This is a genomic window from Streptomyces pacificus, from assembly GCF_011766325.1.
In the GTDB taxonomy this organism is placed as follows: Bacteria; Actinomycetota; Actinomycetes; order Streptomycetales; family Streptomycetaceae; genus Streptomyces; species Streptomyces pacificus.
This window is the reverse complement of sequence record NZ_BLLG01000001.1, coordinates 507,417-531,566: the sequence shown is the minus strand read 5'-3', so window position 1 is coordinate 531,566 and position 24,150 is coordinate 507,417. Positions and strand designations below refer to the sequence as shown.

23 protein-coding genes are annotated in these 24,150 nt (G+C 73.6%); 15 read left to right on the top strand and 8 right to left on the bottom strand.

Translation table 11 applies throughout. The features are described 5' to 3' along the window. Positions 1–406: 406 nt before the first annotated feature. Complete coding sequence (locus SCWH03_RS02180; RefSeq protein ID WP_173260992.1) at positions 407–865, bottom strand: hypothetical protein; 459 nt, start codon at positions 863–865, stop codon at positions 407–409. A gap of 246 nt (positions 866–1,111) precedes the next feature. Here SCWH03_RS02180 and SCWH03_RS02175 point away from each other — a divergent pair, with 246 nt between their 5' ends. After that, positions 1,112–2,332, top strand: coding sequence for an alpha/beta hydrolase (locus SCWH03_RS02175; RefSeq protein ID WP_173260991.1), 1,221 nt, complete (start codon positions 1,112–1,114; stop codon positions 2,330–2,332). Positions 2,333–2,409: 77 nt separating this feature from the next. Next, entirely contained in the window at positions 2,410–3,279 is an 870-nt protein-coding gene (locus tag SCWH03_RS02170; RefSeq protein ID WP_173260989.1) for a DUF4429 domain-containing protein, read from the top strand. Positions 3,280–3,465: 186 nt separating this feature from the next. Here SCWH03_RS02170 and SCWH03_RS02165 read toward each other — a convergent pair whose 3' ends face one another. After that, positions 3,466–4,479, bottom strand: a complete 1,014-nt coding sequence (locus SCWH03_RS02165; RefSeq protein ID WP_173260987.1) for an aldo/keto reductase — start codon at positions 4,477–4,479, stop codon at positions 3,466–3,468. A 6-nt stretch (positions 4,480–4,485) separates the two neighbouring features. Continuing rightward, complete coding sequence (locus SCWH03_RS02160; RefSeq protein WP_173260985.1) at positions 4,486–4,941, bottom strand: MerR family transcriptional regulator; 456 nt, start codon at positions 4,939–4,941, stop codon at positions 4,486–4,488. Between the two features lie 88 nt (positions 4,942–5,029). Between SCWH03_RS02160 and SCWH03_RS02155 the strand changes: the two genes are divergently transcribed. Beyond that, positions 5,030–5,845 carry a serine hydrolase domain-containing protein gene (locus SCWH03_RS02155; protein WP_173260983.1) on the top strand — a complete coding sequence of 272 codons (816 nt, stop codon included), beginning with the start codon at positions 5,030–5,032 and terminating at the stop codon, positions 5,843–5,845. Between the two features lie 57 nt (positions 5,846–5,902). On the opposite strand, the gene SCWH03_RS02150 is transcribed toward SCWH03_RS02155, so the two are convergent. Then, a complete protein-coding gene (locus tag SCWH03_RS02150) occupies positions 5,903–6,556 on the bottom strand; it encodes a pirin family protein (RefSeq protein WP_173261418.1) in 654 nt (217 codons plus the stop codon). A 394-nt stretch (positions 6,557–6,950) separates the two neighbouring features. Here SCWH03_RS02150 and SCWH03_RS02145 point away from each other — a divergent pair, with 394 nt between their 5' ends. From SCWH03_RS02145 to SCWH03_RS02125, 5 genes are all read left to right on the top strand, one after another. Then, positions 6,951–8,147, top strand: coding sequence for a PucR family transcriptional regulator (locus tag SCWH03_RS02145; RefSeq protein ID WP_173260981.1), 1,197 nt, complete (start codon positions 6,951–6,953; stop codon positions 8,145–8,147). An 89-nt stretch (positions 8,148–8,236) separates the two neighbouring features. After that, a complete protein-coding gene (locus tag SCWH03_RS02140; RefSeq protein WP_173261416.1) occupies positions 8,237–9,175 on the top strand; it encodes an ACP S-malonyltransferase in 939 nt (312 codons plus the stop codon). Between the two features lie 18 nt (positions 9,176–9,193). Beyond that, positions 9,194–10,195 (top strand): ketoacyl-ACP synthase III, encoded by a 1,002-nt coding sequence (locus SCWH03_RS02135; protein WP_173260979.1) that lies wholly within the window; start codon positions 9,194–9,196, stop codon positions 10,193–10,195. An 80-nt stretch (positions 10,196–10,275) separates the two neighbouring features. Next, positions 10,276–10,524, top strand: a complete 249-nt coding sequence (locus SCWH03_RS02130; RefSeq protein ID WP_017945077.1) for an acyl carrier protein — start codon at positions 10,276–10,278, stop codon at positions 10,522–10,524. A 79-nt stretch (positions 10,525–10,603) separates the two neighbouring features. Further along, positions 10,604–11,866, top strand: a complete 1,263-nt coding sequence (locus tag SCWH03_RS02125; protein WP_173260977.1) for a beta-ketoacyl-[acyl-carrier-protein] synthase family protein — start codon at positions 10,604–10,606, stop codon at positions 11,864–11,866. Positions 11,867–12,139: 273 nt separating this feature from the next. Here the strand turns inward: SCWH03_RS02125 and SCWH03_RS02120 are convergent, their stop codons facing one another. From SCWH03_RS02120 to SCWH03_RS02110, 3 genes are all read right to left on the bottom strand, one after another. Further along, positions 12,140–12,634 carry a DUF3145 domain-containing protein gene (locus SCWH03_RS02120; protein ID WP_173260975.1) on the bottom strand — a complete coding sequence of 165 codons (495 nt, stop codon included), beginning with the start codon at positions 12,632–12,634 and terminating at the stop codon, positions 12,140–12,142. An 871-nt stretch (positions 12,635–13,505) separates the two neighbouring features. Continuing rightward, positions 13,506–14,384: an EI24 domain-containing protein gene (locus tag SCWH03_RS02115; RefSeq protein WP_173260973.1), complete on the bottom strand. Its 879-nt coding sequence runs from the start codon at positions 14,382–14,384 to the stop codon at positions 13,506–13,508. Between the two features lie 427 nt (positions 14,385–14,811). Then, positions 14,812–15,831 (bottom strand): NADP-dependent oxidoreductase, encoded by a 1,020-nt coding sequence (locus SCWH03_RS02110; RefSeq protein WP_173260971.1) that lies wholly within the window; start codon positions 15,829–15,831, stop codon positions 14,812–14,814. Positions 15,832–15,920: 89 nt separating this feature from the next. On the opposite strand from SCWH03_RS02110, the gene SCWH03_RS02105 reads away from it, so the two are divergent. Then, positions 15,921–16,361, top strand: a complete 441-nt coding sequence (locus tag SCWH03_RS02105) for a MarR family winged helix-turn-helix transcriptional regulator (protein WP_173260969.1) — start codon at positions 15,921–15,923, stop codon at positions 16,359–16,361. Positions 16,362–16,690: 329 nt separating this feature from the next. Here SCWH03_RS02105 and SCWH03_RS30055 read toward each other — a convergent pair whose 3' ends face one another. After that, positions 16,691–17,500 (bottom strand): SCO2400 family protein, encoded by an 810-nt coding sequence (locus SCWH03_RS30055; RefSeq protein WP_443098652.1) that lies wholly within the window; start codon positions 17,498–17,500, stop codon positions 16,691–16,693. Positions 17,501–17,637: 137 nt separating this feature from the next. Here SCWH03_RS30055 and SCWH03_RS02100 point away from each other — a divergent pair, with 137 nt between their 5' ends. From SCWH03_RS02100 to SCWH03_RS02075, 6 genes are all read left to right on the top strand, one after another. Further along, complete coding sequence (locus tag SCWH03_RS02100; protein ID WP_173260968.1) at positions 17,638–18,207, top strand: hypothetical protein; 570 nt, start codon at positions 17,638–17,640, stop codon at positions 18,205–18,207. A gap of 193 nt (positions 18,208–18,400) precedes the next feature. Continuing rightward, a complete protein-coding gene (locus tag SCWH03_RS02095) occupies positions 18,401–19,438 on the top strand; it encodes a rod shape-determining protein (protein ID WP_173260966.1) in 1,038 nt (345 codons plus the stop codon). Between the two features lie 557 nt (positions 19,439–19,995). Then, positions 19,996–21,477, top strand: coding sequence for an acyl-CoA synthetase (locus SCWH03_RS02090; RefSeq protein ID WP_254076521.1), 1,482 nt, complete (start codon positions 19,996–19,998; stop codon positions 21,475–21,477). After that, positions 21,470–22,834, top strand: coding sequence for a carboxyl transferase domain-containing protein (locus SCWH03_RS02085; protein ID WP_173260964.1), 1,365 nt, complete (start codon positions 21,470–21,472; stop codon positions 22,832–22,834). Before SCWH03_RS02090 ends, SCWH03_RS02085 begins: the two co-directional genes overlap by 8 nt. A 296-nt stretch (positions 22,835–23,130) precedes the next feature. Continuing rightward, positions 23,131–23,382, top strand: coding sequence for a DUF6400 family protein (locus tag SCWH03_RS02080; RefSeq protein ID WP_173260962.1), 252 nt, complete (start codon positions 23,131–23,133; stop codon positions 23,380–23,382). Then, positions 23,366–23,611 (top strand): hypothetical protein, encoded by a 246-nt coding sequence (locus SCWH03_RS02075; protein WP_173260960.1) that lies wholly within the window; start codon positions 23,366–23,368, stop codon positions 23,609–23,611. The genes SCWH03_RS02080 and SCWH03_RS02075 overlap by 17 nt, the downstream gene beginning before the upstream one ends. Positions 23,612–24,150 lie beyond the last annotated feature (539 nt).

Below are 24,150 nucleotides of genomic sequence, written 5' to 3'. Positions count from 1 at the left end.
TATGTCGGTGTGCCGGCAGACGCCCGTACGGATGCCGGTACCGGTCCCTGCGCGCCGGGCCGGTACCGCATCTCCGTCGTGGATCGCCTGCCCGCACCCTGACCGGCGGCACGGGCCCCGGGAAGACCCGCCCGACCGGTTCACCCCGACAGGCGACGGCCCTGGTGGGAGCGCACGCCGGATCCCCGCATACGCCGCGGCGGCGGTCGGCCCCTGGCGTACACCGGCCGACCGGTCCCGTGGAGCGGTCGGCCCCGGCCCCGGCGCCCGGCCGGCGAAGCCGGGCCCGGCGGCAGCGTGACGGCGGCGGCCGTGGCGGCCGTGGCGGCACGCCCGCGCCGGCAGCGGTGACGGCTGCCGCGGCACCGGCACCGGCACCGCTACCGGCGGAGGAAGGCGGACCGGGTCAGGAGGTGGCGCACTTGCGGCCGGTGGTCACCTCCAGCTCGTACCGACCGCCGCCGGGATCCGACTCGATCCTGACCACGCGGATCTGGCCGCGGGCCTCGCAGTATGTGCCGGTTCCCCCGGTGACGGCGATCAGAAAGGGCGGCTCCGGGGCGCGTGTGGCGTTCTGCCAGGTGATCTCGCCGTCCTTGAGGACATAGGACCCGTAGCAGGTGGTCGTCGTGGGGGTGGAGTCGGCGAAGACGCAGTTGGTCGTGACGAAGCCCGCCTTCTCGCCCTTCCGGTCCAGCAGGTCGGCCGTGACGTTGGGGAACGTGCCCTGGGAGTTGGTGGTGGTGAGGGCGAACCTCTTCACCCGGTCCTTGTCGTGGTCGGTGTCCGCTTGGGCCAGGGGCACGATGAGCACGGCGGGGACGAGAGCCAGCGCGCACAGCGGCAGCGCGAGTGAGGTCTTCATGGGGTGTCCGTTCTGCGGGAGGGAGTCCTTCCGCAAGCGATCCAACGTGGGGGCGGGTCGTTCTTCCTGCTGTGCGCGGCCGGACGGGTGGGTCCCTTCACCCGTCGGAAAGTGAGCGCGATCCGCACGGGGAGTAGCCGTGCGGCCGTTCGCGTGCCCCCGGACGCGTGATCTCCCTCACGGTCGCCGTGACCTCTCTCACGGTCGTCCCGAGCGGCCCCTCTCCCGGCCTAGGCTGTCCCCTCAGTGACTGCTCCGCACCTCTCCCCCCCACCGAACGTCGCGCGCACCCTCCTCGCTCTCGCCGTGGTGTTCGTGCTGCTCGCGACCACCGGCTGGACCGCCGTGCGGCAGCAGCACGGTCCCGCCGAGCCCCGGGCGGCCGCGCTGGCCGCATGGGAGCACGCCCGCATCGGACACCGGGCGCTGCCGGACCCGGCGTCGCCTCCCGGCGCCCTGGCCCGGTTCTTCGCCTCCCTCGGAGCCGGGCAGGCGACCGCGCTGGCGGACCGCCATCCGCTCGTCGTGGGCAATCTCAACGGCGCGCCGGTGACACTGCGCTACCGCGCCAACCGGATCGCGCTCGCCCGGGAGCAGCGGGTGGAGCGGCAGCGGGCGAGCGACCGAAGGCTCTCGGCCGCAGGGCGCGACGACGCGAGCCGACGGGTGCACCGGTACGAGTCGCTGCTCCGGCCCGGCCGCCAGATCCTCGCCTTCGACCCGACTGGAAGGGGCCGGGTCGCCGAGGTTTTCGGCGACCTCGACCGGGCCCAGCGGGTGTCCGTGATCGTCCCCGGCGTCGACACCGACATCCTGACCTTCGAGCGGAGCAGGCGCAGGTACTCCGCCCCGGTGGGCATGGCGCAGTCGCTCTACACGGCGGAGCGCGCCGCCGCCCCCGGCGTGCGTACGGCCGTCGTCGCCTGGGCCGACTACACCTCGCCCTCGGGCGTGGGGCTGGACGCCTCCACCGGCCGGCTCGCCGCCGGCGGCGCGGACCGCCTGGTCGCCCTGACGGAGGCGCTTCCCGGCCGGGGCGGGGTGTCGCTGTTCTGCCACAGCTACGGCTCGGTGGTCTGCGGCGTCGCCGCACGTGAACTTCCCCGGCGGGTCGGCGACATGGCGGTCGCCGGCAGCCCGGGAATGCGCGCGGAGAGCGCCGCCGGGCTCGGCACGGACGCGCGGGTGTGGGCGATGCGCGACGCCGACGACTGGATCAAGGACGTTCCGTATCTGGAGGTCGGCGGGCTGGGTCACGGCGCCGACCCGATGGCCCCGGGGTTCGGGGCGCGGGTGCTGTCGGCGGCGGGGGCGGTCGGCCACACCGGGTACTTCGAACCGGGCACGGAGAGCCTCAGCAACCTCGCCGAGATAGGCGTCGGTTCCTATCGGACGGTCAGCTGCCAGGACGGCGAGTCCGCCTGCCGCCGTGGAATTTACGGTGCACCGGGGCCCCGACGCGCGTAGAGCACTGTGGCAAGGCGCATATGACCGTCTTGTTCACGGGGGCGACGCGCGGGCGCACGCCGCATACGATGAGCCGCATGGGTGATGTACTGGCCGGAATTCATACCGCCTGGGAAATCGCACCGGACTCCGTGCTCATCCGCTTCACTCGGGGGAACCGCGGTACGCCGAAGCTGTTCCAGGTGCTCGGGGAACGGCGCGTTCCCCTCGAAGCGCTCCAGTCGGTGACGGTCTCCCCGGGCGAACGCGGCACCGTGGTGCTGCATGCGGTGCCGAGGCCGGGCGCCGACCCGCTGATGGACGCTGCGGCGGGACAGCTGAAGGAATCCGCGGACCCGTACCGGCTGGTGCTGCCCGCGGAGCGCGCGACGGTCGCCGAGCACTGCGCCGACGAGCTGCGCGCCGTGCTGCCGGGTCCCGGGGCCGGGCCCGCGGCCCGCTGGCTGGTCTCGTCCGTCGGTGCGCCGCTGCAGTTCAAGGCGTATGACGGCAAGGTCTCGTTCGACGGGGAGAAGGTGTCCTTCCGCTGGTCGTGGACCGGTGCCTCGTCCGCGAAGTGGAAGGCGGGCGACCAGAGTTACACCGTCTCCGAGCTGGCCGGAGTCGAGTGGCGCTCCCCCGAGGCCCTCGAAGGCCATCTGCGTCTGCTGTTCCGCGGCGGCGCCCCGGGCGGTGCCGGGGAGCGGCCCGCGCGGGCCGACCAGGACCCGGCGGCCGTCGTCTTCGGGCTCGGCTACGGGCCGGTGCACGAGTCGCTGCCGTTCGCGGCGGCGGTCCTGGAGGCGGTGCGCGAGGCCGCGCCCGCGGTGCCCGCCGCCGCGGCACCCCCGCGCGACCCGGCGGGCGTCGCGGAGCGGATGCGCCACCTCGGCGAACTGCACGGCGCCGGCCTGGTCACGGACGAGGAGTTCCGCAACAAGAAGGCCGAACTGCTGGCGGAGCTGTAGCGCACGGAGCGAGCTGTACCGCGAACCTCCCGCACGGCCACGCCCCGGCGGGGCGTGCCCCGCCGGCGCGCGCGATCCGAGGGGGCCCGTGACCCGAGGGGGCCCGTGACCCGAGGGGGCCCGCGATCCGCCGGGGCCCGTGACCCGCCGCCGGGTGGCCGATCCGCCGCCGGACCCGGGGGCGTGCTACTCGCGGGAGTCCGACGTCGAGGACATGTCCGGGTACCTGTCCCCCACCACCCGGCCCGCGATCGGCTCGAGCAGCGCCAGCTCGTCCTGCGTGAGCGTGATCCGCGTCGCCGCCGCGTTCTCCTCCAGGCGCACGCGGCTGCGGGTGCCCGGGATGGGTACGACCGGCAGACCGTGGACCCCGGCCCGCTGCTGGACCCAGGCGAGGGCGATCTGCGCGGGCGTCGCACCGTGCACGGCGGCGATCCCCCGGACGGGCTCCAGCAGCGCCGCGTTCGCCGCCGCGGCGTCGCCGGTGAAGCGCGGCTGGTGGCGCCGGAAGTCGTCCCCGGCAAGCTCCGCCGCGTCCGCGAACGAGCCGGTGAGGAAGCCGCGGCCGAGCGGCGAGTACGGCACCAGCGCCACCCCCAGCGCCGCGGCGGCGCCCACCGCGCTCCGCTCGGCGGAGCGGCTGAACAGCGACCACTCCGACTGCAGGGCGGCGATGGGGTGGACGGCGTGCGCCTCGCGCAGTTCCGCGCCGGTCACCTCGCTGAGGCCGAGATGGCGGACCTTGCCCGCCCGCACGAGGTCGGCCATCGCGCCCACGGACTCGGCGAGCGGCACCGCCGGGTCGCGCCGGTGCATGTAGTAGAGGTCGATCACGTCCGCGCCGAGCCGGCGGAGGCTGGCCTCGACCGCCTCGCGGATGTAGGCGGGGTCGTTGCGGACGCCCCGGACGGAGGCGTCTTCGGCGTCCCGGACGACGGAGAACTTCGTGGCGAGGGTGATCTCGCCCCGGTGCGCCGCCAGGAAGGGCCTGAGGAACTCCTCGTTGGCGCCGCTCCCGTACATGTCCGCCGTGTCCAGGAGCGTGACACCGGCCTCCAGTGCCGCCTCCAGGGTGTCGCGTGCCGCGGCCTCGTCGGTGCCGCCGTAGAACTCGCTCATGCCCATGCAGCCGAGCCCCTGCACTCCGACCTCGGGCCCGTCCGTACCGAGCCTTACCTTTTCGATCTTGCTGTCCGCCATCGGGGCTCAGGCCCTCTCCGGCGCCCGCCGGGCGCCCGCGTAGAAATCGATCTTGTAGTCCAGCACGGCGAGCGTGCCCCGGAGTTCGGCGATCCGTGCGCGGACGTCGCGCCTCGTCGACTCCAGCAGCTCCCGCCGCTGCTCCCTGGTGTGGTCCCCCTCGCGCGCCAGTTCCGCGTAGCGGACCATGTCCGCCACCGGCATCCCGGTCCGCCGGAGCTTGCCGACGAAGGCCAGCCAGTCCAGGTCCCGGTTGCTGAAGCGCCGCTGCCCGGTGTGCGAGCGGTCGATGTGCGGCGTCAGGCCGATCCGCTCGTACCAGCGCAGCGTGTGCGCGCTCAGGCCGGTCCAGTCGGCGACCTCGCCGATGCTGTACTGGTCCTGCCCGTCGGGCCGGGGGTGGGCGGGGGGCGCCGATGCGCGGCCTTCGCCCGCCGCGGATGGGGTCTCCAGCACCGTCATGCCTCCACGCTAGAAGGTTCGAGTGCACTCCAGGCAAGCGAGAACCCTGCGGTTACGCCCCGGGCGGCGGCTGGTTACCCTCGTGACCATGCAGAGCCTGGCGTTGATCGAGAACTGGCCCGTCCCCACCGCGGCCGCCGCCGTCGTGCGCGCGGACGGCGCCGTCGCCGGCGCCCACGGCCCGACGGGGCACCGCTTCCCACTGGCCTCGGTCACCAAGCCGCTCGCGGCCTACGCCGCGCTCGTCGCCTGCGAGGAGGGCGCGGTGGAGCTGGACGAGCCGGCCGGGCCCGGCGGGTGCACCGTGCGGCACCTGCTCGCGCACACCAGCGGGCTCGCGTTCGACGAACACCGGGTCGCCGCGCCCCCCGGGACCCGCCGGCTCTACTCCAACGCCGGTTTCGAGGTGCTCGGCGACCACATCGCGAAGGCCACCGGCATCCCGTTCGCCGAGTATCTGCGCCAGGGCGTGCTGGAGCCGCTGGGCATGGCGTCGACGTCGCTCGACGGCTCGCCCGCGAAGGACGGCGTGTCGACGGTCGACGACCTCCTGCGCTTCGCGGCCGAGGTGCAGGCGCCGCGGCTGCTCGACCCCAGGACCGTGCTGGAGGCGGTGTCGGTCGTCCATCCCGGCCTCCCCGGCGTCCTGCCCGGCTACGGCCACCAGAAGCCGAACGACTGGGGACTCGGCTTCGAGATCCGCGACGGCAAGTCCCCGCACTGGACCGGCGCGGCGTCCTCGCCCCGCACCTTCGGCCACTTCGGCCAGTCCGGCACGTTCCTGTGGATCGATCCGGAGGCCGGCGCCGCGTGCGTGGCGCTGACCGACCGCGACTTCGGCCCCTGGGCGGTCCGGGCATGGCCGCAGTTCACCGACGCGGTCCTCGCCGAACTGCGCCGCTGAGGCGGGTCGCGGAAGCCCTCCCGGCCTGCGACGCCCGGCACGCACTTCGGCGCCGGGTCAGCCGGACAGCTCCCACATCAGCACCTCGGCGGGCACGGCCGCGTCGAGTGCGAGGTTGCCGGCGTCCGTGATCCGGGCCGCGTCCCCGGGGCCGAGGGCCGCACCGTCGATCCCGACGGCACCGCGGACGACGTGGACGTACACCGAGGGGGCGTCCGGCACGGCGGTCCGCCCGCCGCCGGCGAGGCGGCGCACATGCAGCACCGCCCCGGCCTCCGGAACTGCGTAGGGCGTCGCGTCGGCGATACCGCGGACGATCTCGTACGACGGCTCGCCGCCCGGGTCCTTCGGCGCGAGCCACATCTGCACGAACGTGAGCGGTACCTCGGCGTCGTTGCGCTCGATGTGCCGCACCCCGCCCGCCGAGCTGAGCCGCTGGACGTCACCGCGCCGCACGACGGTGGCATGGCCCGCGGAGTCCCGGTGGGTCAGCTCGCCGTCCACCACCCACGTCACGATCTCGGTGTGGCTGTGCGCGTGCTCGCCGAACCCGGCGCCGGGGGCGAGCCGTTCCTCGTTGCAGGCGATGACCGCGCCGAAGCGCAGGTTGTCCGGCTCGTAGAAGCGCCCGAACGAGAAGGCGTGGAGGGACTCGATACCTGCGGACGCGTCCCCTCCGCGGTAGCGCTCGCCGGCGCGCCTGATGGACATCACGCCCCCACCGTAGACGCCGGACCGGGCGGTCCGGCCGGCCGGTCCGCGTTCCCCGGGTGCGGGGCCGCCCGCCGCACCGCCCCGCCCGGCTCAGCCCCGCCCGGAGCCCGGCCCCAGCCGGCTCGGCCCGGTCCCACCAGGTCCCCTCCCGCCCGGCCTCAGTCCCCCTCTTCGCCTCCGCCCGGCACAGCCCCGCTTCACCGGGCCCCACCGCCGGGCACCGGCCCACCGCCCGGCCCGGCCGGACCCGGCTGCGGCCCGCCCCGTCCCGTCCAGCCAGGCCCCGTCCAGCCGGGCCCCGCCGGGCGCGGCCGACCTCCCGGCGGACACCCGGGGCCCGTCACTGACCCGCGTCTCCGCCGCGGCGCCCGGATAAGGCACTCTTGTCCCCGTGCCCCATCCCGAACCGGCTCTGCCCCCGAACGCCGCCCATCCGCACCCCGCGACCCTGAAGCGCCTGGAGCGGTCGTCCGGGCGTCTCGCCGCCAACGCCATCGCGCGCATGGACGAGACGCTGCCGTGGTACCGGGCGATGCCCCCGGAGAACCGGTCGTGGATCGGCCTGGTCGCCCAGGCCGGAATCGCCGCGTTCACCGAGTGGTTCCGGCACCCGGAGACTCCGCAGGCGATCTCGACGGACGTCTTCGGCACGGCCCCCCGCGAGCTGACCCGTGCGATCACCCTGCGCCAGACCGTGGAGATGGTGCGGACGACCATCGAGGTCATGGAGTCCGCCATCGAGGACGTCGCCGCCCCGGGCGACGAGTCCGTGCTGCGCGAGGCGCTGCTGGTCTACGCGCGGGAGATCGCCTTCGCCACCGCCCAGGTGTACGCGCAGGCCGCGGAGGCCCGCGGCGCCTGGGACGCCCGGCTGGAGTCCCTCGTGGTGAACGCCGTGCTGTCGGGCGAGGCCGACGAGGGGGCCGTGAGCCGCGCGGCGGCGCTCGGCTGGAACGCTCCGGAGCATGTGTGCGTGGTGCTCGGCACCGCGCCCGACGGCGACAGCGAACTGACGGTGGACGCGATCCGGCGTGCCGCGCGGCACGCCAAGCTCCAGGTGCTGACCGGAGTCCTCGGCGACCGGCTGGTCGTCATCGCGGGCGGCAGCGACAACCCGCTGCGGGTGGCGAAAGCCCTGATCGGCCCGTATGCGGCCGGCCCGGTGGTCGCGGGTCCCGTCGTCGCGGACCTGCTGACGGCGACGAGGTCGGCACAGGCCGCGGCGGCCGGACTGAAGGCCTGCTCCGCGTGGCAGGACGCGCCACGCCCCGTACTGGCGGATGATCTCCTTCCGGAGCGCGCGATCGCGGGTGATCCGTCCGCGCGGGAACAACTGGTGGAGGAGATCTACAGACCGCTGGAGGAAGCGGGCTCGGCCCTTCTGGAGACCCTGAGTGTGTATCTGGAGCAGGCAAGCAGTCTGGAGGGGGCGGCACGGATGCTGTTCGTGCATCCCAATACCGTCCGCTACCGGCTTCGACGTGTGACTGATGTCACCGGCTGGTCACCCTCCGATGTCCGCTCCGCGTTCACGCTGCGGATCGCGCTCATCCTCGGGCGTCTGGCAGACGGTGATCAACAAACCTAGGATTTTGTCGGACACCAACAATTACCCTGACGGTTCTTGGTCCCTGTCCCCACGGGCGGGCGGGACCATCGACAAGAGAGAGTGTGAGGGTGCTCGTACTCGTCGCTCCCGGCCAAGGCGCCCAGGCGCCCGGCTTCCTGACCCCCTGGCTCGAACTCCCCGGCGCCTCCGACCGCATCGCGGCCTGGTCCGACGCCGTCGGGCTCGACCTCGCCCACTACGGCACGAAGGCCGACGCGGACGAGATCCGCGACACGGCCGTCGCGCAGCCGCTGCTGGTCGCGGCCGGGCTGCTGTCCGCCTCCGCGCTCGGTGACGTGGCCCCGGACGCCGTCGCCGGCCACAGCGTCGGCGAGTTCACGGCCGCCGTGTTCGCGGGCGTCCTCGAGCCCACCGCCGCGCTGCGCCTCGTGCGCACCCGCGGCCTGGCGATGGCCGAGGCCGCCGCCGTCACGGAGACCGGCATGTCGGCCCTGCTCGGAGGCGACCCCGAGGTGAGCCTCGCGCACCTGGAGAAGCTGGGCCTGACCGCCGCGAACGTCAACGGCGCCGGGCAGATCGTCGCCGCCGGCACCAGGGAGCAGCTCGCCGCTCTGGGTGAGGACAAGCCCGAGGGGGTGCGCAAGGTCGTCCCGCTCAAGGTCGCCGGCGCGTTCCACACCCACCACATGGCCCCCGCGGTCGCACGGCTGGAGGAGGCCGCGACATCGCTCGCACCGGCCGACCCCGGGGTGCCGTACGTCTCCAACAGGGACGGGCGCACCGTCGCCACCGGTGCGGAGGTCGTGTCCCGGCTCGTCGGACAGGTCGCCAACCCGGTCCGCTGGGACCTGTGCATGGAGACCTTCAAGGAGCTCGGAGTGACGGCCCTCGTCGAGGTGTGCCCGGGCGGCACCCTCACCGGCCTCGCCAAGCGGGCGCTGCCCGGCGTCGCGACGCTCGCGCTGAAGACCCCCGACGACCTCGACGCGGCCCGCACGCTGCTCGCCGAGGCCGGTTCCCCCGCCGCCGACGCGGCGGGCGCCTGACAAGGAGGCCGAGACAGCATGTCGAAGATCAAGCCCAGCACGGGCGCCCCGTACGCACGCATCATGGGTGTCGGCGGCTACCGCCCGACCCGGATCGTGCCCAACGAGGTGATCCTCGAGACGATCGACTCCTCCGACGAGTGGATCCGCTCCCGCTCGGGCATCGCCACCCGTCACTGGGCGGACGACGAGGAGACCGTCACGGCCATGTCGGTCGCGGCGGCGGGCAAGGCGATCGCCGACGCCGGGCTCGCCCCCGAGCAGATCGGCGGCGTGATCGTCTCGACCGTCTCGCACTTCAAGCAGACCCCGGCGGTCGCCACGGAGATCGCGGACAAGCTCGGCACGAACAGGCCCGCTGCGTTCGACATCTCGGCGGGCTGTGCGGGCTTCGGCTACGGCCTGACCCTCGCCAAGGGCATGGTGGTCGAGGGCTCGGCGGAGTACGTGCTGGTCATCGGTGTCGAGCGGCTCAGCGACCTGACCGATCTGGAGGACCGCGCCACGGCGTTCCTCTTCGGTGACGGCGCGGGGGCGGTCGTCGTCGGCCCGGCCAGGGAGCCCCGGATCGGCCCCACCGTGTGGGGTTCCGAGGGCGACAAGTCGGACACCATCAAGCAGACCGTGCCGTGGACGGACTACCGCGACGGCTCCGTCGAACGGTTCCCCGCCATCACCCAGGAAGGCCAGGCGGTCTTCCGCTGGGCCGTGTTCGAGATGGCGAAGGTCGCCCAGCAGGCGCTGGACGCGGCCGGGATCACCGCGGACGAACTCGATGTCTTCATCCCGCACCAGGCGAACATGCGGATCATCGACTCGATGGTGAAGACTCTGAAACTGCCGGAGCACGTCACGGTGGCCCGTGACGTGGAGACCACCGGCAACACCTCGGCCGCCTCGATTCCGCTCGCGATGGAGCGGCTTCTGGCGACCGGGCAGGCGAAGAGCGGTGACACCGCACTCGTCATCGGCTTCGGGGCGGGACTCGTCTACGCCGCGACGGTCGTTACCCTCCCCTAGGCAGGCATCCGGATCCTCCGGATCTCCGGTCCTCCGGACAAGCCCGTCCAACCCTCTGCTCAACACCGAAGGAGCGCCACATGGCCGCCACGCAGGAAGAGATCGTCGAAGGTCTCGCCGAGATCGTCAACGAGATCGCCGGTATCCCGGCGGAGGACGTCCAGCTCGACAAGTCCTTCACCGACGACCTGGACGTCGACTCGCTGTCCATGGTCGAGGTCGTCGTCGCCGCGGAGGAGCGCTTCGACGTCAAGATCCCGGACGAGGACGTCAAGAACCTCAAGACCGTCGGCGACGCCGCCGAGTACATCCTGAAGCACCAGGCCTGATCCAGGCCGATCAGGTACGCCACCCGGCGGTGGCGCCGCTGATTCACGAACCCTCATAGACCGTGGAGAAAGAACTCCTGTGAACCCGACCAATCGCACCGTGGTCGTCACCGGTATCGGCGCAACCACACCGCTGGGTGGCGACTCCGCCTCGACCTGGGAGGGTCTGATCGCCGGGCGTTCCGGCATCAGGGCCCTCGAAGGCGAGCGCTTCGAGGAACTGCCCGTCCGTATCGCCGCCCCGGCGGCGGTCGACCCGGGCGAGGTGCTGCCCCGGCCGCAGGCGCGCAAGCTGGACCGCTCGGCCCAGTTCGCGCTGATCGCCGCCCGCGAGGCGTGGGCCGACGCAGGCTTCGCCGCTCCGGCCGGCGAGGACGGGAGCATCCGGCCCGACCGCCTCGGCGCGGTCATCGCCTCCGGTATCGGCGGCGTCACCACCCTGCTCGACCAGTACGACGTGCTGAAGGAGAAGGGCGTACGCCGGGTCTCCCCGCACACCGTGCCGATGCTGATGCCCAACGGCCCCTCCGCCAACGTCGGCCTGGAGGTGAACGCCCAGGCCGGTGTGCACACCCCGGTCTCCGCCTGCGCGTCGGGTGCCGAGGCGATCGGCTACGCCATCGAGATGATCCGCAGCGGCCGGGCCGACATCGTGGTCGCGGGCGGCACCGAGGCCGCGATCCACCCGCTGCCGATCGCCGCGTTCGCCAACATGATGGCGATGTCCAAGAACAACGACGAGCCCGGGCGGGCTTCGCGGCCGTACGACAAGGCCCGTGACGGCTTCGTGCTGGGCGAGGGCGCGGGTGTCGTCGTCCTGGAGTCCGCGGAGCACGCGGCGGCGCGCGGCGCGCGCGTCTACTGCGAGGCGCTGGGGCAGGGCCTGTCCGCGGACAGCCACCACATCGCACAGCCGGAGCCGACCGGCCGCGGTATCGCGGCAGCGGTGCAGAACCTGCTGGACAACACCGGCCTGAAGCCCTCCGAAGTGGTTCACCTCAACGCCCACGCCACGTCCACGCCGCAGGGCGACATCGCCGAGCTCAAGGCGCTGCGCAAGGTGCTTGGCGACGACCTCGACCATGTCGCGATCTCCGCGACGAAGTCGATGACGGGCCATCTGCTGGGCGGCGCCGGCGGTATCGAGACCGTCGCCACGGTCCTGGCGCTGCACCACCGCCAGGCCCCGCCGACCGTGAACGTCGACGACATGGACGACGAGGTCGAGGCGGACGTCGTGCGCGGGGGGCCGCGTGCGCTGCCGGAGGGCACGATCGCCGCGATCAACAACTCGTTCGGCTTCGGCGGCCACAACGTGGTGCTGGCCTTCCGCAGCGTCTGACGCACGACGACGAGCAGCGGGCCCCGCCTCCCACAGGACACAGGGGAGGCGGGGCCCGCTGCCTGGTGCGGTTGTCGGGGGAGGCGGGCCTGGTACGCACCCCGTGCCAGACGGAGCCGGCTGTCCGCACCCCGCGGCGGCCGGGCCCGCTCACTCGTCCGCGCCCCGTGGCGGACACGGCCGCCGACGGCGGTGCGGCGGCCGGTACGGGAGGCCGCCGGGCCCGCCCGGCCGTCGGGCCCGGCTGCGGTACGACCGGCGTCCGCGCCGTGGTCAGACGACCTGGTGGAGCCAGCGGACCGGGGCGCCCTCGCCCGCATAGCGGAACGGCTCTAGTTCGTCGTCCCAGGGCTTGCCGAGCAGCTTGGAGATCTCCGCCTCGAGCTGCGTCTCGCCCTGGTTCGCGCGCACGAGGGCTGCGCGAAGACGGTCCTCGGGGATGAGGATGTCGCCGTGGAGGCCGGTGACGGCATGGAAGATGCCCAGGTCGGGAGTGGCGCTGTAGCGCTCTCCCTCCGCTGAGGCGCAGGGCTCCGCGGTGACCTCGAAGCGCAGCAGCTGCCAGCCGCGCAGCGCGGACGCCAGCTTGGAAGCCGTTCCGCTCTCGCCCTGCCAGGAGAACTCGGCTCTCCAGGTGCCGGGGGACGCGGGCTGGCGGATCCAGTCGAGCTGGACCCGTACGCCGAGCACGCCCGCGACCGCCCATTCGACGTGCGGGCACAGCGCGCGTGGTGCGGAGTGGACGTAGAGAACGCCGCGTGTCGTCACCGGGACCTCCAGTGTGGGACGAGGACCACCCTCCCACCGGCCTCAGTAAACGACATCAAGTACGCGATCCCCCCAGGAAGCGGGAGAGGAACGGCATATGACGTGATGTGACTTACTGGGGTCGGCGAACCGGGTGCCTCTGGTTCGACGTGGGCAAAGCTACCGTGCGACCGGGCCCGGTTGTGTCGGACCGCCCCTCGCGGGCCCCGTACGCACCAAGCATTCACCCGCCAGGACGCCTTGGAGGCAGGCACACGCGTGAAATCCCGCGGCGCGCCGTCACCGATGCCGTGGCCCCGGACAGTGGCGATCACTGCGGGACACACCGCGGCCTGCGCATCCGCGCCTCGGTGCCGGATGTCCGCGCCGCGGCCCGGGAGGTCTGCTCCTCGGTGCCGAGGCGGGGACCATGGGGGCCGGTCGCGTCCGGTCACGGCAGCGGGAGAGCCCCCCGCGCCCGGAGACTGCGCAACAAGTCCCCGTCGGAGCACGGCGCCTGACTGCTGCTCACCCGGTTCCCTCAGGCAGGCCGGGTGCCCCGTGCCGCGTCGTCGAATCCGTCCGGGCACATCCGGGAGGGGAGGGCGGCCCTCCGCCCTGCGATGCGCACACACCGGACGCCGCAGACCCCACGTCCTGCGGGCGGACGGAGCACTCTCGCCACGCGCCCCGGGTGCCTCGTCAGGCGACGTACGCCGCGTCGCGACGCCGCACGACCGGCACGGCGACTCGCGGCGTCACCGAATCAACCGGGGCCGAATCAACCAAGTGGGCACACGCCGAGGCCGACGAGGTCGATCCGGCGCCTTGTGATGCACCACACCGCACGCCGCGCCGCGCCTTGACGGGCAGACCCCGCCCGGCACGGCACTCAGAAGCGGGCCTGGTCCTTGCCGAGGTCGTACGGCTCGGCGGGCCGGCTCTGGTCGCGGTTGGCGTACGGGTCCTGGTCGTCCCGCTGCTGTACCCGGGAGCCGGGCTCGGAGTCCGGGTGCCCGGTGTCCTCCGCCCCCCGGTCCTCCACCAGGTCGCGCACCAGCAGCGTGGCGCCCGCGACCGCGCCCGGCATCAGCAGCACCGCGACGAACGGGACGAGGAAGGCCAGGGCCAGCGGGACGCCGAAGCCGAGGGTGAGCATGCGCCGGCCGCGCAGAAGCGCGAGACGCTCCTTCAGCTCCATCCGCCGCCGCTGGAGGGCCACGGCGGTGAGCTCCTCGGCGAGGAAGAAGCCGGTGACGCAGAAGCCGAGCACGGGGACGACGGTCTGACCGAGGACCGGGACGAACCCGAGCGCGAAGAGCAGCACGCCGAAGGCCGCGACACGGACCACGATCCGCAGGCTGTCTCGTGCGGAGATCCACAGCTCGCGCCAGAGCGGCAGCCCGGTCCGCGGGACCTCACCGCCCTCGGCCCGGTCGACGGCTTCGGAGAGCGACTCGTAGAACGGCTGGCCCACCAGCAGGGTCACGGCGGTGAAGGTGACGACGGCGAGGAAGAGGCCGAACACCCACACCAGCGCCGTCAGAAAGCCGCGGAACCCGCCCTGCCACGGCGACTGCCAGTCGTCCGCGAACGGTGTCGCCCAGCCGACCAGGTCGTCGGCACCGTAGGCGAGCCCCACGAGGGCCGCGGCGTACAGCACAAGGGTGATCAGTCCGGGCAGCAGTCCGATACCGAACCACCGGCCGTGCCGGCCGACCCACTGCTGCCCCTTCACCAGATAGCCGAAGCCCGCACCCAGATCACGCATGCGGCATACCCTATACGGGGCCGGAGCCCCCGGACATGGGCGTGTGGGGGCTGGAACCGGAGCCCCGTACGAGCCGGGCGCGGTGCAGGGACCGGGCGTGCGGCCGGAGCGCGGCGCCGGGACCGCCGGCTTCCCCGGGTCCAGCTCGGCGGATGTGCCCGTCCGGTGTCCGATGTCCGGTGTCCGGCACATGGCACCCGGGCACCGGCACCGGCCTGCGCGACGACACGGCTGACGGCACGCTGCCCGGAGGGCGGAGCCCCCGGTCCCTGTGAACGGCTTGTCTTGGTCGACTGCCGGTTCTCCCGGGGCTCCGCTCCTTATATCCGGTTATCCGTGGTATCCGTGGTATCCGGGTACCCGGCGAAACCGCAGCCCTGCGAACCCCGGACGAACCCAGCTGTCCGCAAGCCGAACGGCCTTGTCGCTAGCGGGGGAGCGAGACGACCATCTTGCCGGTGTTCTCGCCGCGCATGAGGCCCAGGAACGCTTCGGCACCGTTCTCGATGCCCTCCACGACGGTCTCCTGGTACTTCAGCTCGCCGGAGCGCAGCCAGCCGCCGACATCGCGTACGAACTCGGGCTGCATGGCCTCGTGGTCGCTGACCATCATGCCCTGCAGACGCAGCCGCTTGCCGATGACCATGGCGAGGTTGCGCGGGGCCGGGGTGGGCTCGGTCGCGTTGTACTGCGCGATCATCCCGCAGAGGGTGACGCGGCCGTGGACGTTGAGCGAGGAGATCGCGGCCTCCAGGTGCTCGCCGCCGACGTTGTCGAAGTACACGTCGATACCGTCGGGGGCGGCGGCCTCCAGTTGTTCGGCGACCGGGCCGTTCTTGTAGTTGAAGGCGGCGTCGAAGCCGTACTCCTCGACGAGGAGCCTGACCTTCTCGTCGGATCCGGCCGAGCCGATGACGCGGGAGGCGCCCTTCAGCTTCGCCATCTGGCCGACCTGGTTGCCGACGGCGCCGGCGGCGCCCGAGACGAAGACCACGTCGCCCTCCTTGAAGGAGGCGACGTCGAAGAGGCCCGCGTAGGCGGTCATTCCGGGCATGCCGAGCACGCCCAGATAGGCCGAGAGGGGGGCGACGGAGCCGTCGACCTTGGTCGCCTGGCGGGCGTCGACCTCGGCGTACTCGCGCCAGCCGAGGAAGTGCAGAACGTGGTCGCCGGGGGCGAAGCCCTCCGCGCCGGACGCGACGACCTCGCCGACCGCACCGCCTTCCATGGGCTGGTCCAGCTGGAACGGCGGCACATACGACTTCACGTCGTTCATACGGCCGCGCATATAGGGGTCGACCGAGAAGTGCAGGTTGCGGACGAGGATCCGCCCCTCGCCCGGTTCGGCCACCGGGGCCTCACGCAGGGCGAAGTCGGTCGGCTCCGGCCAGCCGTGGGGACGGGCGACGAGGTGCCATTCGCGGCTGGTCGCGGGCAGTGCGGACATGTTGGGGGCCTCCTAGAAATGCTTGATTTTCTGAAACAATCATGCGAGTAAATATTTAAGATTGTCAAGTAACTCGGTACGCTGACGGCATGTCCACCCCCCGCAGCGACCCACTGGCCCTGGAAGTCGTCGATCTCATCGGCACCGTCGTGGCGCGCTACCACGAGGAGTACGCGGAGGCCGCGACCCGCCACCACCTGACCGTCGCACAGGCCAGGGTCCTCGCGCTGCTGGCCACGGAGCCCGCCGCCATGCGCAGCATCGCCCGGCAGCTGAGGTGCGAGCCGTCGAACGTCACCGGGATCATCGACCGGCTCGAGGCGCGTGGCCTCGTCGAACGCCTGCCGGACCCGGTCGACCGCCGGGTGAGGATAGCGGCGGCCACGGACGAGGGCCACCGGACGGCCCGCGACCTCGGTGGGGCCCCGAGTTTCGCGCGGGAAGCACTCGCGGAGCTGTCGGCGGAGGAGCTCGGCACGCTGCGGGACCTGCTCAGGCGGATACCGGGCTGCGGCGGGACCGACGTGTAGGCACCTGCCTACGCCCGGGAGGCAGGCCGGGCTCCCCCCGGATCCGCGAGCTCCACGGCCTGAACGGCCGGAGGGCCGCGAGGCCGGGCCGGGGCCACGCCGCCGGGGCCGCGACGCCGGATCCGGGGGCCGGCACTACCGGCAGCGGACGGGCCCGGTGCCCATGCCGCGCGTCCCTCCGGCGGAGGGGCACCCGCGGCGGGTCGGATGCCGTCGGGCGCCCGGCCGAGTGCGGGCAACCGGCCGACTGCCGACTGCCGGCACCGCGACTGCCGGCACCGCGGCTTCGAGGACCATGGCTGCCCGCACCACGACCGCGCACACCGCGGCTATGAGCACCAGAAGATGAGCCGGCAGGTCCTCGTCGGCGTCGGGGACGGCACCGGCTCCGCGGGGGACTGAGGAGGCGGGGACGAAGACGAGGGTTCCTGTGCGTGCGAGGGCTGCCGCGAAGACGAAGGCTGCCGCGAGGGATCCCCCGTCGGGGTCGGGGACGGGCTGCCTTCGCCGCCCGGACCGGGCTGGACCGGCGCCGACTCCACCGATTCTTCGGGCGGCTCCTCGGGCGGCTCCTCAGGCGACTTCTCCGGCGGTTCCCCCGACGGCTGGGAAGCCTCACCCGTCGGCCTGATGCCGCCCCGCCCGCCCGACCCGGTCGGGTGGGCCGCCGCGGGAGCCCCGCTCACCTCGCCGGGCCCCGGCTGCGGTTCCGCACCGCCGGTCGGCCCGGGGGTGTCGTCCACCTCCGGCGTGCCCTGCTCGCGCACCTCGACGGAGGTGCCGTCACCGCGGCCCGACGACTCCCCGGCCAGTTCCGCCAGGCTCAGCGCGCCCGCGGCGAGCGCCAGCCCGAACGTCCCTATGAGCACCTTCCGCCCGCGCCTGCGGCGCGCCCTGCGGGCACCTGCCGCCTTCCGGGCACCCACCGCCCTCCGCATGCCCCCCGCCTTCCGGGTATGGCGGCGTCCGGCCGGCGGCCGGCCCTCGCCGGTGTGCGCACCGCCCGGTTCGACGACGGCATCGCCGTCCGCCGCGGCGGAGGCGGGCGGGAAGGGCTGCAGCTCCTCGGCCGGAGTACCGCACCCGGCGCAAGCCAGGGCCCCGTTGAGGTGTCGGCGACACCGGTGGCAGTAGTCCATGACCCCCGGAGCGTAGGCACGATGTGACCTCTGAGGTAGTCGTGACCGTGAGGATCCTGTGTGGAGGTTGCGTCTCCTCGGCACCTCGACCGGCCGAGGCATGCGCGGTGGCCGCTCCATACGGGCACGATGAGGGCATGGACACCTGGGGACCGCGTGCGTTCCAGCTCGTCCTGCTCCGCCGGATGGCCGACCACCAGCCGGAGCTGGTCGAGGAGGCACGCCGTGAGCTGGGCGCGTCGGCCGCCCAGATGCGCGAAGCGAACCGCCGCTGGCAGGCGGCCGTCCGCTCCCCGCGCACCCGCGGGGCCCTGTCCCGGTATCGCTCCGTGCTCGGTGAGCCCGAAACCTCGGAGCGCCGCAGGATCGGCGATCTGGAGTGCGAGGCGCTGCGGTGGCGCCTGCCTCTGTGGCCGGACCTGCGGTTCGAGGTGCTGGCCGGACCGGGCGGAGCCGTCTGGAACGAATGGCTGGTACGGGCACCGGGGGCCACCGGTCCCCTGCTGTGCACGGCTGACGACCTGCGCCCCTGGTGCTGCACGGTCGACGAAGTCGCCGCCGCCTTCGGCCCGGTACGGCCGATGGAGGGCAGTGCTCCCTCCCGCTGGCGGCTCGCGTTCGGCCTCCCCGACGGGCGGGCGTGCGTGGCGGAGTTCACCTGGGGCCTGCTGCAACGCGTGGCGTACAGCCCCTCACAGAGCCCCTGACAAGGGTCCTTTCGAACCCCTTCCCTGGCACCTTCCCTGGCACCTTCCCGGGCTTCTGGCACGGCGCCGCTCCCAGGCGCCGCACCGGGCCCGCCGCCCTGCCACGTCCACCCCCGACCGGCTCAGCACAGCGCGCGCGACGCGCCCGGTGATCGCAGGATGCGAGGAGGGAACCGTCTCGGGAGGACCTGCCATGACCGTCAGTCTTGAGCAGTTGCGCCGCTGCCATGTCGCCGTCGATCTGGGCGCGGCGCGGACCCGGGTCTATGTGAAGGGCGCAGGGCTCGTCGTCGACCAGCCGAGCGTCGCCGCCGTCAACATCCGCAACGGCGCCCTCATCGCCGTGGGCGAGTTCGCCGAGCAGATGACCGGCCGTACCCCCGACTACATCCGGGTGACGCGCCCGGTCTCCGGCGGCACCGTCGTCGACATCGACATGGCCCAGCGGATGCTCCGCCATCTGCTCGGCGAGAAGCTCCGCCGGCAACTGCGCCGCAAGCCGCGGCTGCGCGCCGCCGCCTGCACTCCGCACGAGGCCGACCCCCTCGCCCAGCGCGCCACCGTGGAGACGCTGGTGGGACTCGGCGCGCGCCGGGTGGAACTGGTCGACACGCTGATCGCCGCAGCCGTCGGCTGCGGACTCCCGGTGGAGCAGCCGACCGCCACGATGATCATGATGTGCGGCGCGGCCACCACGCAGGTCGCCGTACTGTCCCTCGGGTCCATCGTCACCGCGGCCCGTATCCCGGTCGGAGGCGAGGCCGTGGACCATGCCGTCATCCAGCACCTGCGCCACCAGCACGAACTGATGCTGCCCAGCCAGTCCGTACGCCCCCTCCAGATCGCGCTCAGCGAGAACGGCCTCACCCCCCAGGGCCCCTCCACCACCGAGATCCACGGCCGGGACGTGGCGACCGGACTGGCACGCTCGGTACGGGTCGACACCGCGGCAGTCCGGGACGCGATCCACACACCGCTGACCGCGGTACTCGACAGCATCGGGAGAATCCTGCGCGACTGCCCGCCCGACCTGGTCGCCGATCTCGGCGACCGCGGGATCATGATGGTCGGCGGCAGCGCGCTGCTGCCCGGTCTCGACCAGATGCTGCGGGACTCTACCGGGATGCCGGTCCATATCGCCGAACGGCCCGATGTGTGCGCGGTGCAGGGGCTCGGGGAGATGATGGAGGGCAACATCGCCTCGATGGTCCTCTCCCCGCTCACCACCTGATCGTTCCTGTTCCTGTTCCTGTGTCTGCTCCTGCTCCTGCTCCTGCTCCCTGAACGCGAACGGGAACCGGAACGGGGTGCAGCGTGTGGCCGCTCGCAGGGCGGGCCGAGCCGGAAGGCCACGGTGGACGCCCCCGGTGCCGAAACGGCGGATGCCCGTACCACATGTGCGGCAACGACCCGTGCCCCGACCACAGGTGCCGGACGCCACCACTGGCGAACGCGGTGCCGCCGGGCCCAGCCGGAGAGGCCGGGTGCCACCGAGACGGGTGATGGACCTCCTGAGCACTCCCGCCGGGGACGAAGGCTCCATCGGAGGCGACGGCAGCGGCCCGCGGCTTGTTACGCACGGGTAGGCCAGCACGGGGAGAATGGCGGGACCGCGGGCGCCCGCGACCCGGCCCGTGCGGAAGCAACTCCGAAGGAGGACGACCGGTGAGTGCTCTCTTCCCTGCCCTGGCGGCGGCCGCGCACGCCCTGGACGGCACAGCCGTCCCGAACGGAACGACCGCCACCAACACCCCAGCCCCAGCCCCAGCCACAGCCACAGCCACAGCCATCCCGAACGGAACGAACGGCGCAGCCGTCACGGCCGCCGCGGACGGCGGCATAGGGCGCCGGCCCGCGCTGCGCTTCGGCGACCGAGAGCTGACGTACGGCGCCCTCGCCCGCGCCGCCGGGGCTACGGCGGAGCGGATCTCCGGGGCGGACCGCGTCGCGGTCTGGGCCACGCCCACGCTCGAGACAGCCGTCGGGGTGGTGGCGGCACTGCTCGCGGGCGTGCCCGCCGTACCGCTCAACCCCCGCACGGGAGAGCGGGAACTGGCCCATATCGTCGAGGACGGCGCCCCGCGCCTGGTGCTGGCCGGCCCGGACGACGAGCTGCCGCCCGTGCTGGCGGCCCTGGAGCGGATCGACATCGAGACGGCGGTGCCCGAGGACGCGGCCGGGAACAACGACCGGGCCCTGCCCGCCGAGCCCGGCCCGGAGACCGCGGCGCTGATCGTCTACACCTCGGGGACCACCGGCCCGCCCAAGGGCGCGGTGCTGCCGCGCCGGGCGATCGCCGCAACCCTGGACGCGCTGGCGGACGCATGGGCGTGGACCGGCGACGACGTCCTCGTCCAGGCACTGCCGCTGTTCCATGTGCACGGGCTGATCCTCGGCGTGCTCGGCCCGCTGCGCCGGGGCGGCGCGGTGCGGCACCTCGGGCGCTTCTCGGCGGACGGCGTGGGGCGGGAGCTCGGTGCCGGGGCGACGATGCTCTTCGGGGTGCCGACGATGTACCACCGGCTGGCGGAGGCGGTGGGCAGCGACCCGGAGCTGGCCATGTCCCTCGGTCGCGCCCGGCTGCTGGTGTCCGGGTCGGCGGCGCTGCCCGTCCACGACCACGAGCGGATCTTCGCTGCCACGGGCCGGCGGGTCGTCGAGCGGTACGGGATGACCGAGACGCTGATGAACACGAGCGTCCGGGTGGACGGCCGGCCGTCTCCCGGATCGGTGGGGCTTCCGCTCCCCGGGGTGCAGCTGCGGCTGGTCGAGGAGGACGGGACGGAGATCACCGCGCTGGACGGCGAGACGGTCGGCGAGATCCAGGTGCGGGGACCGAACCTGTTCAGCGGCTATCTCAACCGGCCCGACGCGACCGCGGCGGCGTTCGACGGCGACTGGTTCCGCACGGGCGACATGGCGGTCCGGGCCGCGGACGGCCAGGTGCGGATCGTCGGTCGCAAGGCGACGGACCTGATCAAGAGCGGCGGCTACAAGATCGGAGCGGGTGAGATCGAGAACGCGCTGCTGGAGCACCCGCAGGTGCGGGAGGCCGCGGTCACCGGCGAACCGGACGACGACCTGGGCGAGCGGGTGGTGGCGTGGGTGGTGCCCACCGACCCGGCCAGCCCGCCGTCCGGGGACGAGCTGGCCGGGCATGTCGCGTCCCAACTCGCCCCGCACAAACGCCCGCGGACGGTCCGCTTCCTCGACGCCCTGCCCCGCAACGACATGGGCAAGATCATGAAACGGTCCCTCTCCCGTGGCTGACGCGTCGACGGCGCGCGAGGCGGTGGCCCTGGCCTCCGACGCCTTCGAGGAGCACCCATCGGCCGCTGCCGGGGACTCCTCCGGTGACGGCGACGGCCCGCTCAGGTGGGCCGGCTATGCGCGGGCGCGGGAGAGGGCCGCGGCGCGGACCGGCGAGCAGGAGTCCGTCGTGTGGGGGACGGCGGACATCGGTGGCCGGCGCGCGGTGCTGGTGTCGTTCGAGTTCCGGTTCCTCGGCGGGTCGCTGGGCCGGCGGACCGGGAATCTGCTGGAGGAGGCCTACGCCCATGCCCGCGCCGCGCGGCTGCCACTGGTGTCGCTGGTCGCCACCGGGGGCAGCCGGATGCAGGAGGGCATGGTCGCCCTCGGCCAGCTCCACCGGGTGGCGCGGGCGTCCGCGCTGATCCGCGCGGCCGGTCTGCCGCAGATCGCGGTGCTGCGCGACCCCGCCACCGGCGGCGGCTGGGCCACGCTCGGAGCAGGCGCGGACGTGGTCCTCGCACTGCCGGGAGCACAGGTCGGGTTCGCCGGCTCCCGGGTCAGGCCACCGGACGCGGACCCGTCGGCGTACACGGCCGAGGGCCAGCTCGCAGCGGGGCACGTCGACGCGATCGTCCCCCGGGACCGGCTGCGGCCGGTGCTGTCTCTGTGGCTGCGGCTGCTGGCGGGCGGCACCGTGGAGCCGGTGCCGGGTGGGGCGCCCGTCCCGCCGCCGGGGGCCCTTGACGGGGCGCCCGGCGCGGCGGCGACCGGCTGGGAGGCGGTGCGCCGGGCGCGGGCGCCGCAGCGGCCCCGTGCCCGGGCGTATCTCGACGCCTGGTTCGACGAGCGGGCGGATCTCCACGGCGACCGGTGCGGTGGTTCGGACCCGGGAATGATCTGCGGATTCGGGCTGCGCGAGGGGCGGGTGGTGGCGTACGCGGCCCAGGCCGGGACCGCTACCAGGCCGGCCGGGTACCGCACGGCGGCCCGGCTCATCCGGCTCGCCGACCGGTTGGGCATCCCGGTGCTCACTCTCGTGGACACCCCCGGTGCCGCGAACGACGCCGAGGCCGAGCGGGCCGGGGCGGGCGCGGCCATCGCGGACGTCTTCGCGGCGGTGGCGTCGGTGCGCGTGCCGGTGACGACCCTGGTGATCGGCGAGGGCGGTTCCGGCGGGGCGCTGGCGCTGGCCGCCCCGGGCAACACCTGGGTCACCCCCGACAGCTACTTCTCGGTCATCGCGCCCGAACTCGCCGCCGCGATCCTCAAACGCGCCCCGTCCGACACAGCGGCCACCGCCGACCAGCTCCGGCTGCGGCCGCGGGACCTGGTGGAACTCGGGGTGGTACGGGGGATCGTGGCACGGGCCGAGTGATCCCCGCGGCCGGCACGATCCCTGTGCGGCGTGCGGCGGTGCGCCGCAGCCGTCAGTGGCGCGGGGACGGGACATGGCACCGTGGCGGGGCGGCCCCGCCCCGGCGGTCGGAGCGGAGCCGACGGAGCCGACGGAGCCGGCCGGCCGGCGGGGCGGACGGGGCGGCCCCGTCGGCCCCGTCCCATGAGGTACCTCACAGCAACTTAGGTAAACCTTCCCTGAAGCTCGGCTCTCTGGTAGACGTGGCAGTCGGCCCGCAAGGGCACCGCACCGCAGCACCACCGGAAGTGTCACTGATGGACCAGGACCGTTCACCCGACCTCACGCCGTTCGAGATCGACCTGACCTTCGAGGAGGCCCGGCGCAGGGCCGAGGTGGTGGCCGCGCTGGGGCCCGGCTGGGACCCGGTGGCCACGCTGGAGGGCGAGGAGGCCGCGTACACGCTCCTCTACTCCGGTCTCGACGCCGAGCAGCAGCGGACCCACGCCATGCTCGTCGCCGCGGGTGTCCTGCCGGAAGGAGGCCCGGGACGTGGGCCTGCCCATTGACCCGCAAGCGGATATCGCCCGCCGCGCCTGGCTGCCCTGCCCCGCCTGCGACGACGCACGCGACTGCGCCACCTGCGCGGACCGGCGCAACTGCGGCGACCACTGGCGCTACCTCATCTCCAGCCAGGGCACGGTGGTCCATCTGCAGTGCCCCGGCTGCACGCATATGTGGTCCGTCGACACCCGCAGGCGCGCCGCGCGCCCGGCGGGTGACCCACCGCCCTGCTGAACCCGTACCCTCACACACCCTGTGGCGGGGCCCGCATCCTTGCCTCTCTCGCCTCTCTCGCCCCGCTCGCCCCGCTCGCCGCCACCGTTGCCGCGCTCCCCTCGCCCCTCCCCCACCTCGCGGCCCGGCCCCCGGCCCCTCCTCCGCCTCCCCCTCCCCCTCCTGCTCGGCCTTCCCCCTCCTGCCTCGGCCCGCTCGCCCCTCTGCCGGTGCCCCCTGCCGGCATGCTCCCGGGACGGTCTGCCCGCGCACTCCCGCGCCGGCGGTACGGCGGCCAAGCCGCGCCGGGAGGACGCCGGGCGCACGACGGAGCACAGGGCGCACGGAGGGATGTGAGCCGGATGGCGGCGGCCGCGGACGCTCCGGACATATGACACAGCTATAGGGATGACGGATCGTCAGCAATCCGGTGACCCTCCGGATGTCGGACAGGCGGGCGCCCCGGGAACTGCTAGCTGTGGGCGCCGAACGCCTCGACATGGCGGAAGAGGGCCGACGGAACCGGTCGGCCCCTTCGGTTCCCTCAAGAAGGGTCTGGG

Coding starts and splice junctions, on each gene's coding strand:
- SCWH03_RS02155 (WP_173260983.1), top strand. CDS start 5,030: ATGCAGAGCCTGGCGTTGATCGAGAACTGGCCCGTCCCCACCGCGGCC.
- SCWH03_RS02110 (WP_173260971.1), bottom strand. CDS start 15,831: ATGTCCGCACTGCCCGCGACCAGCCGCGAATGGCACCTCGTCGCCCGT.
- SCWH03_RS02100 (WP_173260968.1), top strand. CDS start 17,638: ATGGACACCTGGGGACCGCGTGCGTTCCAGCTCGTCCTGCTCCGCCGG.
- SCWH03_RS02180 (WP_173260992.1), bottom strand. CDS start 865: ATGAAGACCTCACTCGCGCTGCCGCTGTGCGCGCTGGCTCTCGTCCCC.
- SCWH03_RS02150 (WP_173261418.1), bottom strand. CDS start 6,556: ATGTCCATCAGGCGCGCCGGCGAGCGCTACCGCGGAGGGGACGCGTCC.
- SCWH03_RS02165 (WP_173260987.1), bottom strand. CDS start 4,479: ATGGCGGACAGCAAGATCGAAAAGGTAAGGCTCGGTACGGACGGGCCC.
- SCWH03_RS30055 (WP_443098652.1), bottom strand. CDS start 17,500: ATGGACTACTGCCACCGGTGTCGCCGACACCTCAACGGGGCCCTGGCT.
- SCWH03_RS02080 (WP_173260962.1), top strand. CDS start 23,131: ATGGACCAGGACCGTTCACCCGACCTCACGCCGTTCGAGATCGACCTG.
- SCWH03_RS02105 (WP_173260969.1), top strand. CDS start 15,921: ATGTCCACCCCCCGCAGCGACCCACTGGCCCTGGAAGTCGTCGATCTC.
- SCWH03_RS02095 (WP_173260966.1), top strand. CDS start 18,401: ATGACCGTCAGTCTTGAGCAGTTGCGCCGCTGCCATGTCGCCGTCGAT.
- SCWH03_RS02160 (WP_173260985.1), bottom strand. CDS start 4,941: ATGACGGTGCTGGAGACCCCATCCGCGGCGGGCGAAGGCCGCGCATCG.
- SCWH03_RS02115 (WP_173260973.1), bottom strand. CDS start 14,384: ATGCGTGATCTGGGTGCGGGCTTCGGCTATCTGGTGAAGGGGCAGCAG.
- SCWH03_RS02130 (WP_017945077.1), top strand. CDS start 10,276: ATGGCCGCCACGCAGGAAGAGATCGTCGAAGGTCTCGCCGAGATCGTC.
- SCWH03_RS02135 (WP_173260979.1), top strand. CDS start 9,194: ATGTCGAAGATCAAGCCCAGCACGGGCGCCCCGTACGCACGCATCATG.
- SCWH03_RS02170 (WP_173260989.1), top strand. CDS start 2,410: ATGGGTGATGTACTGGCCGGAATTCATACCGCCTGGGAAATCGCACCG.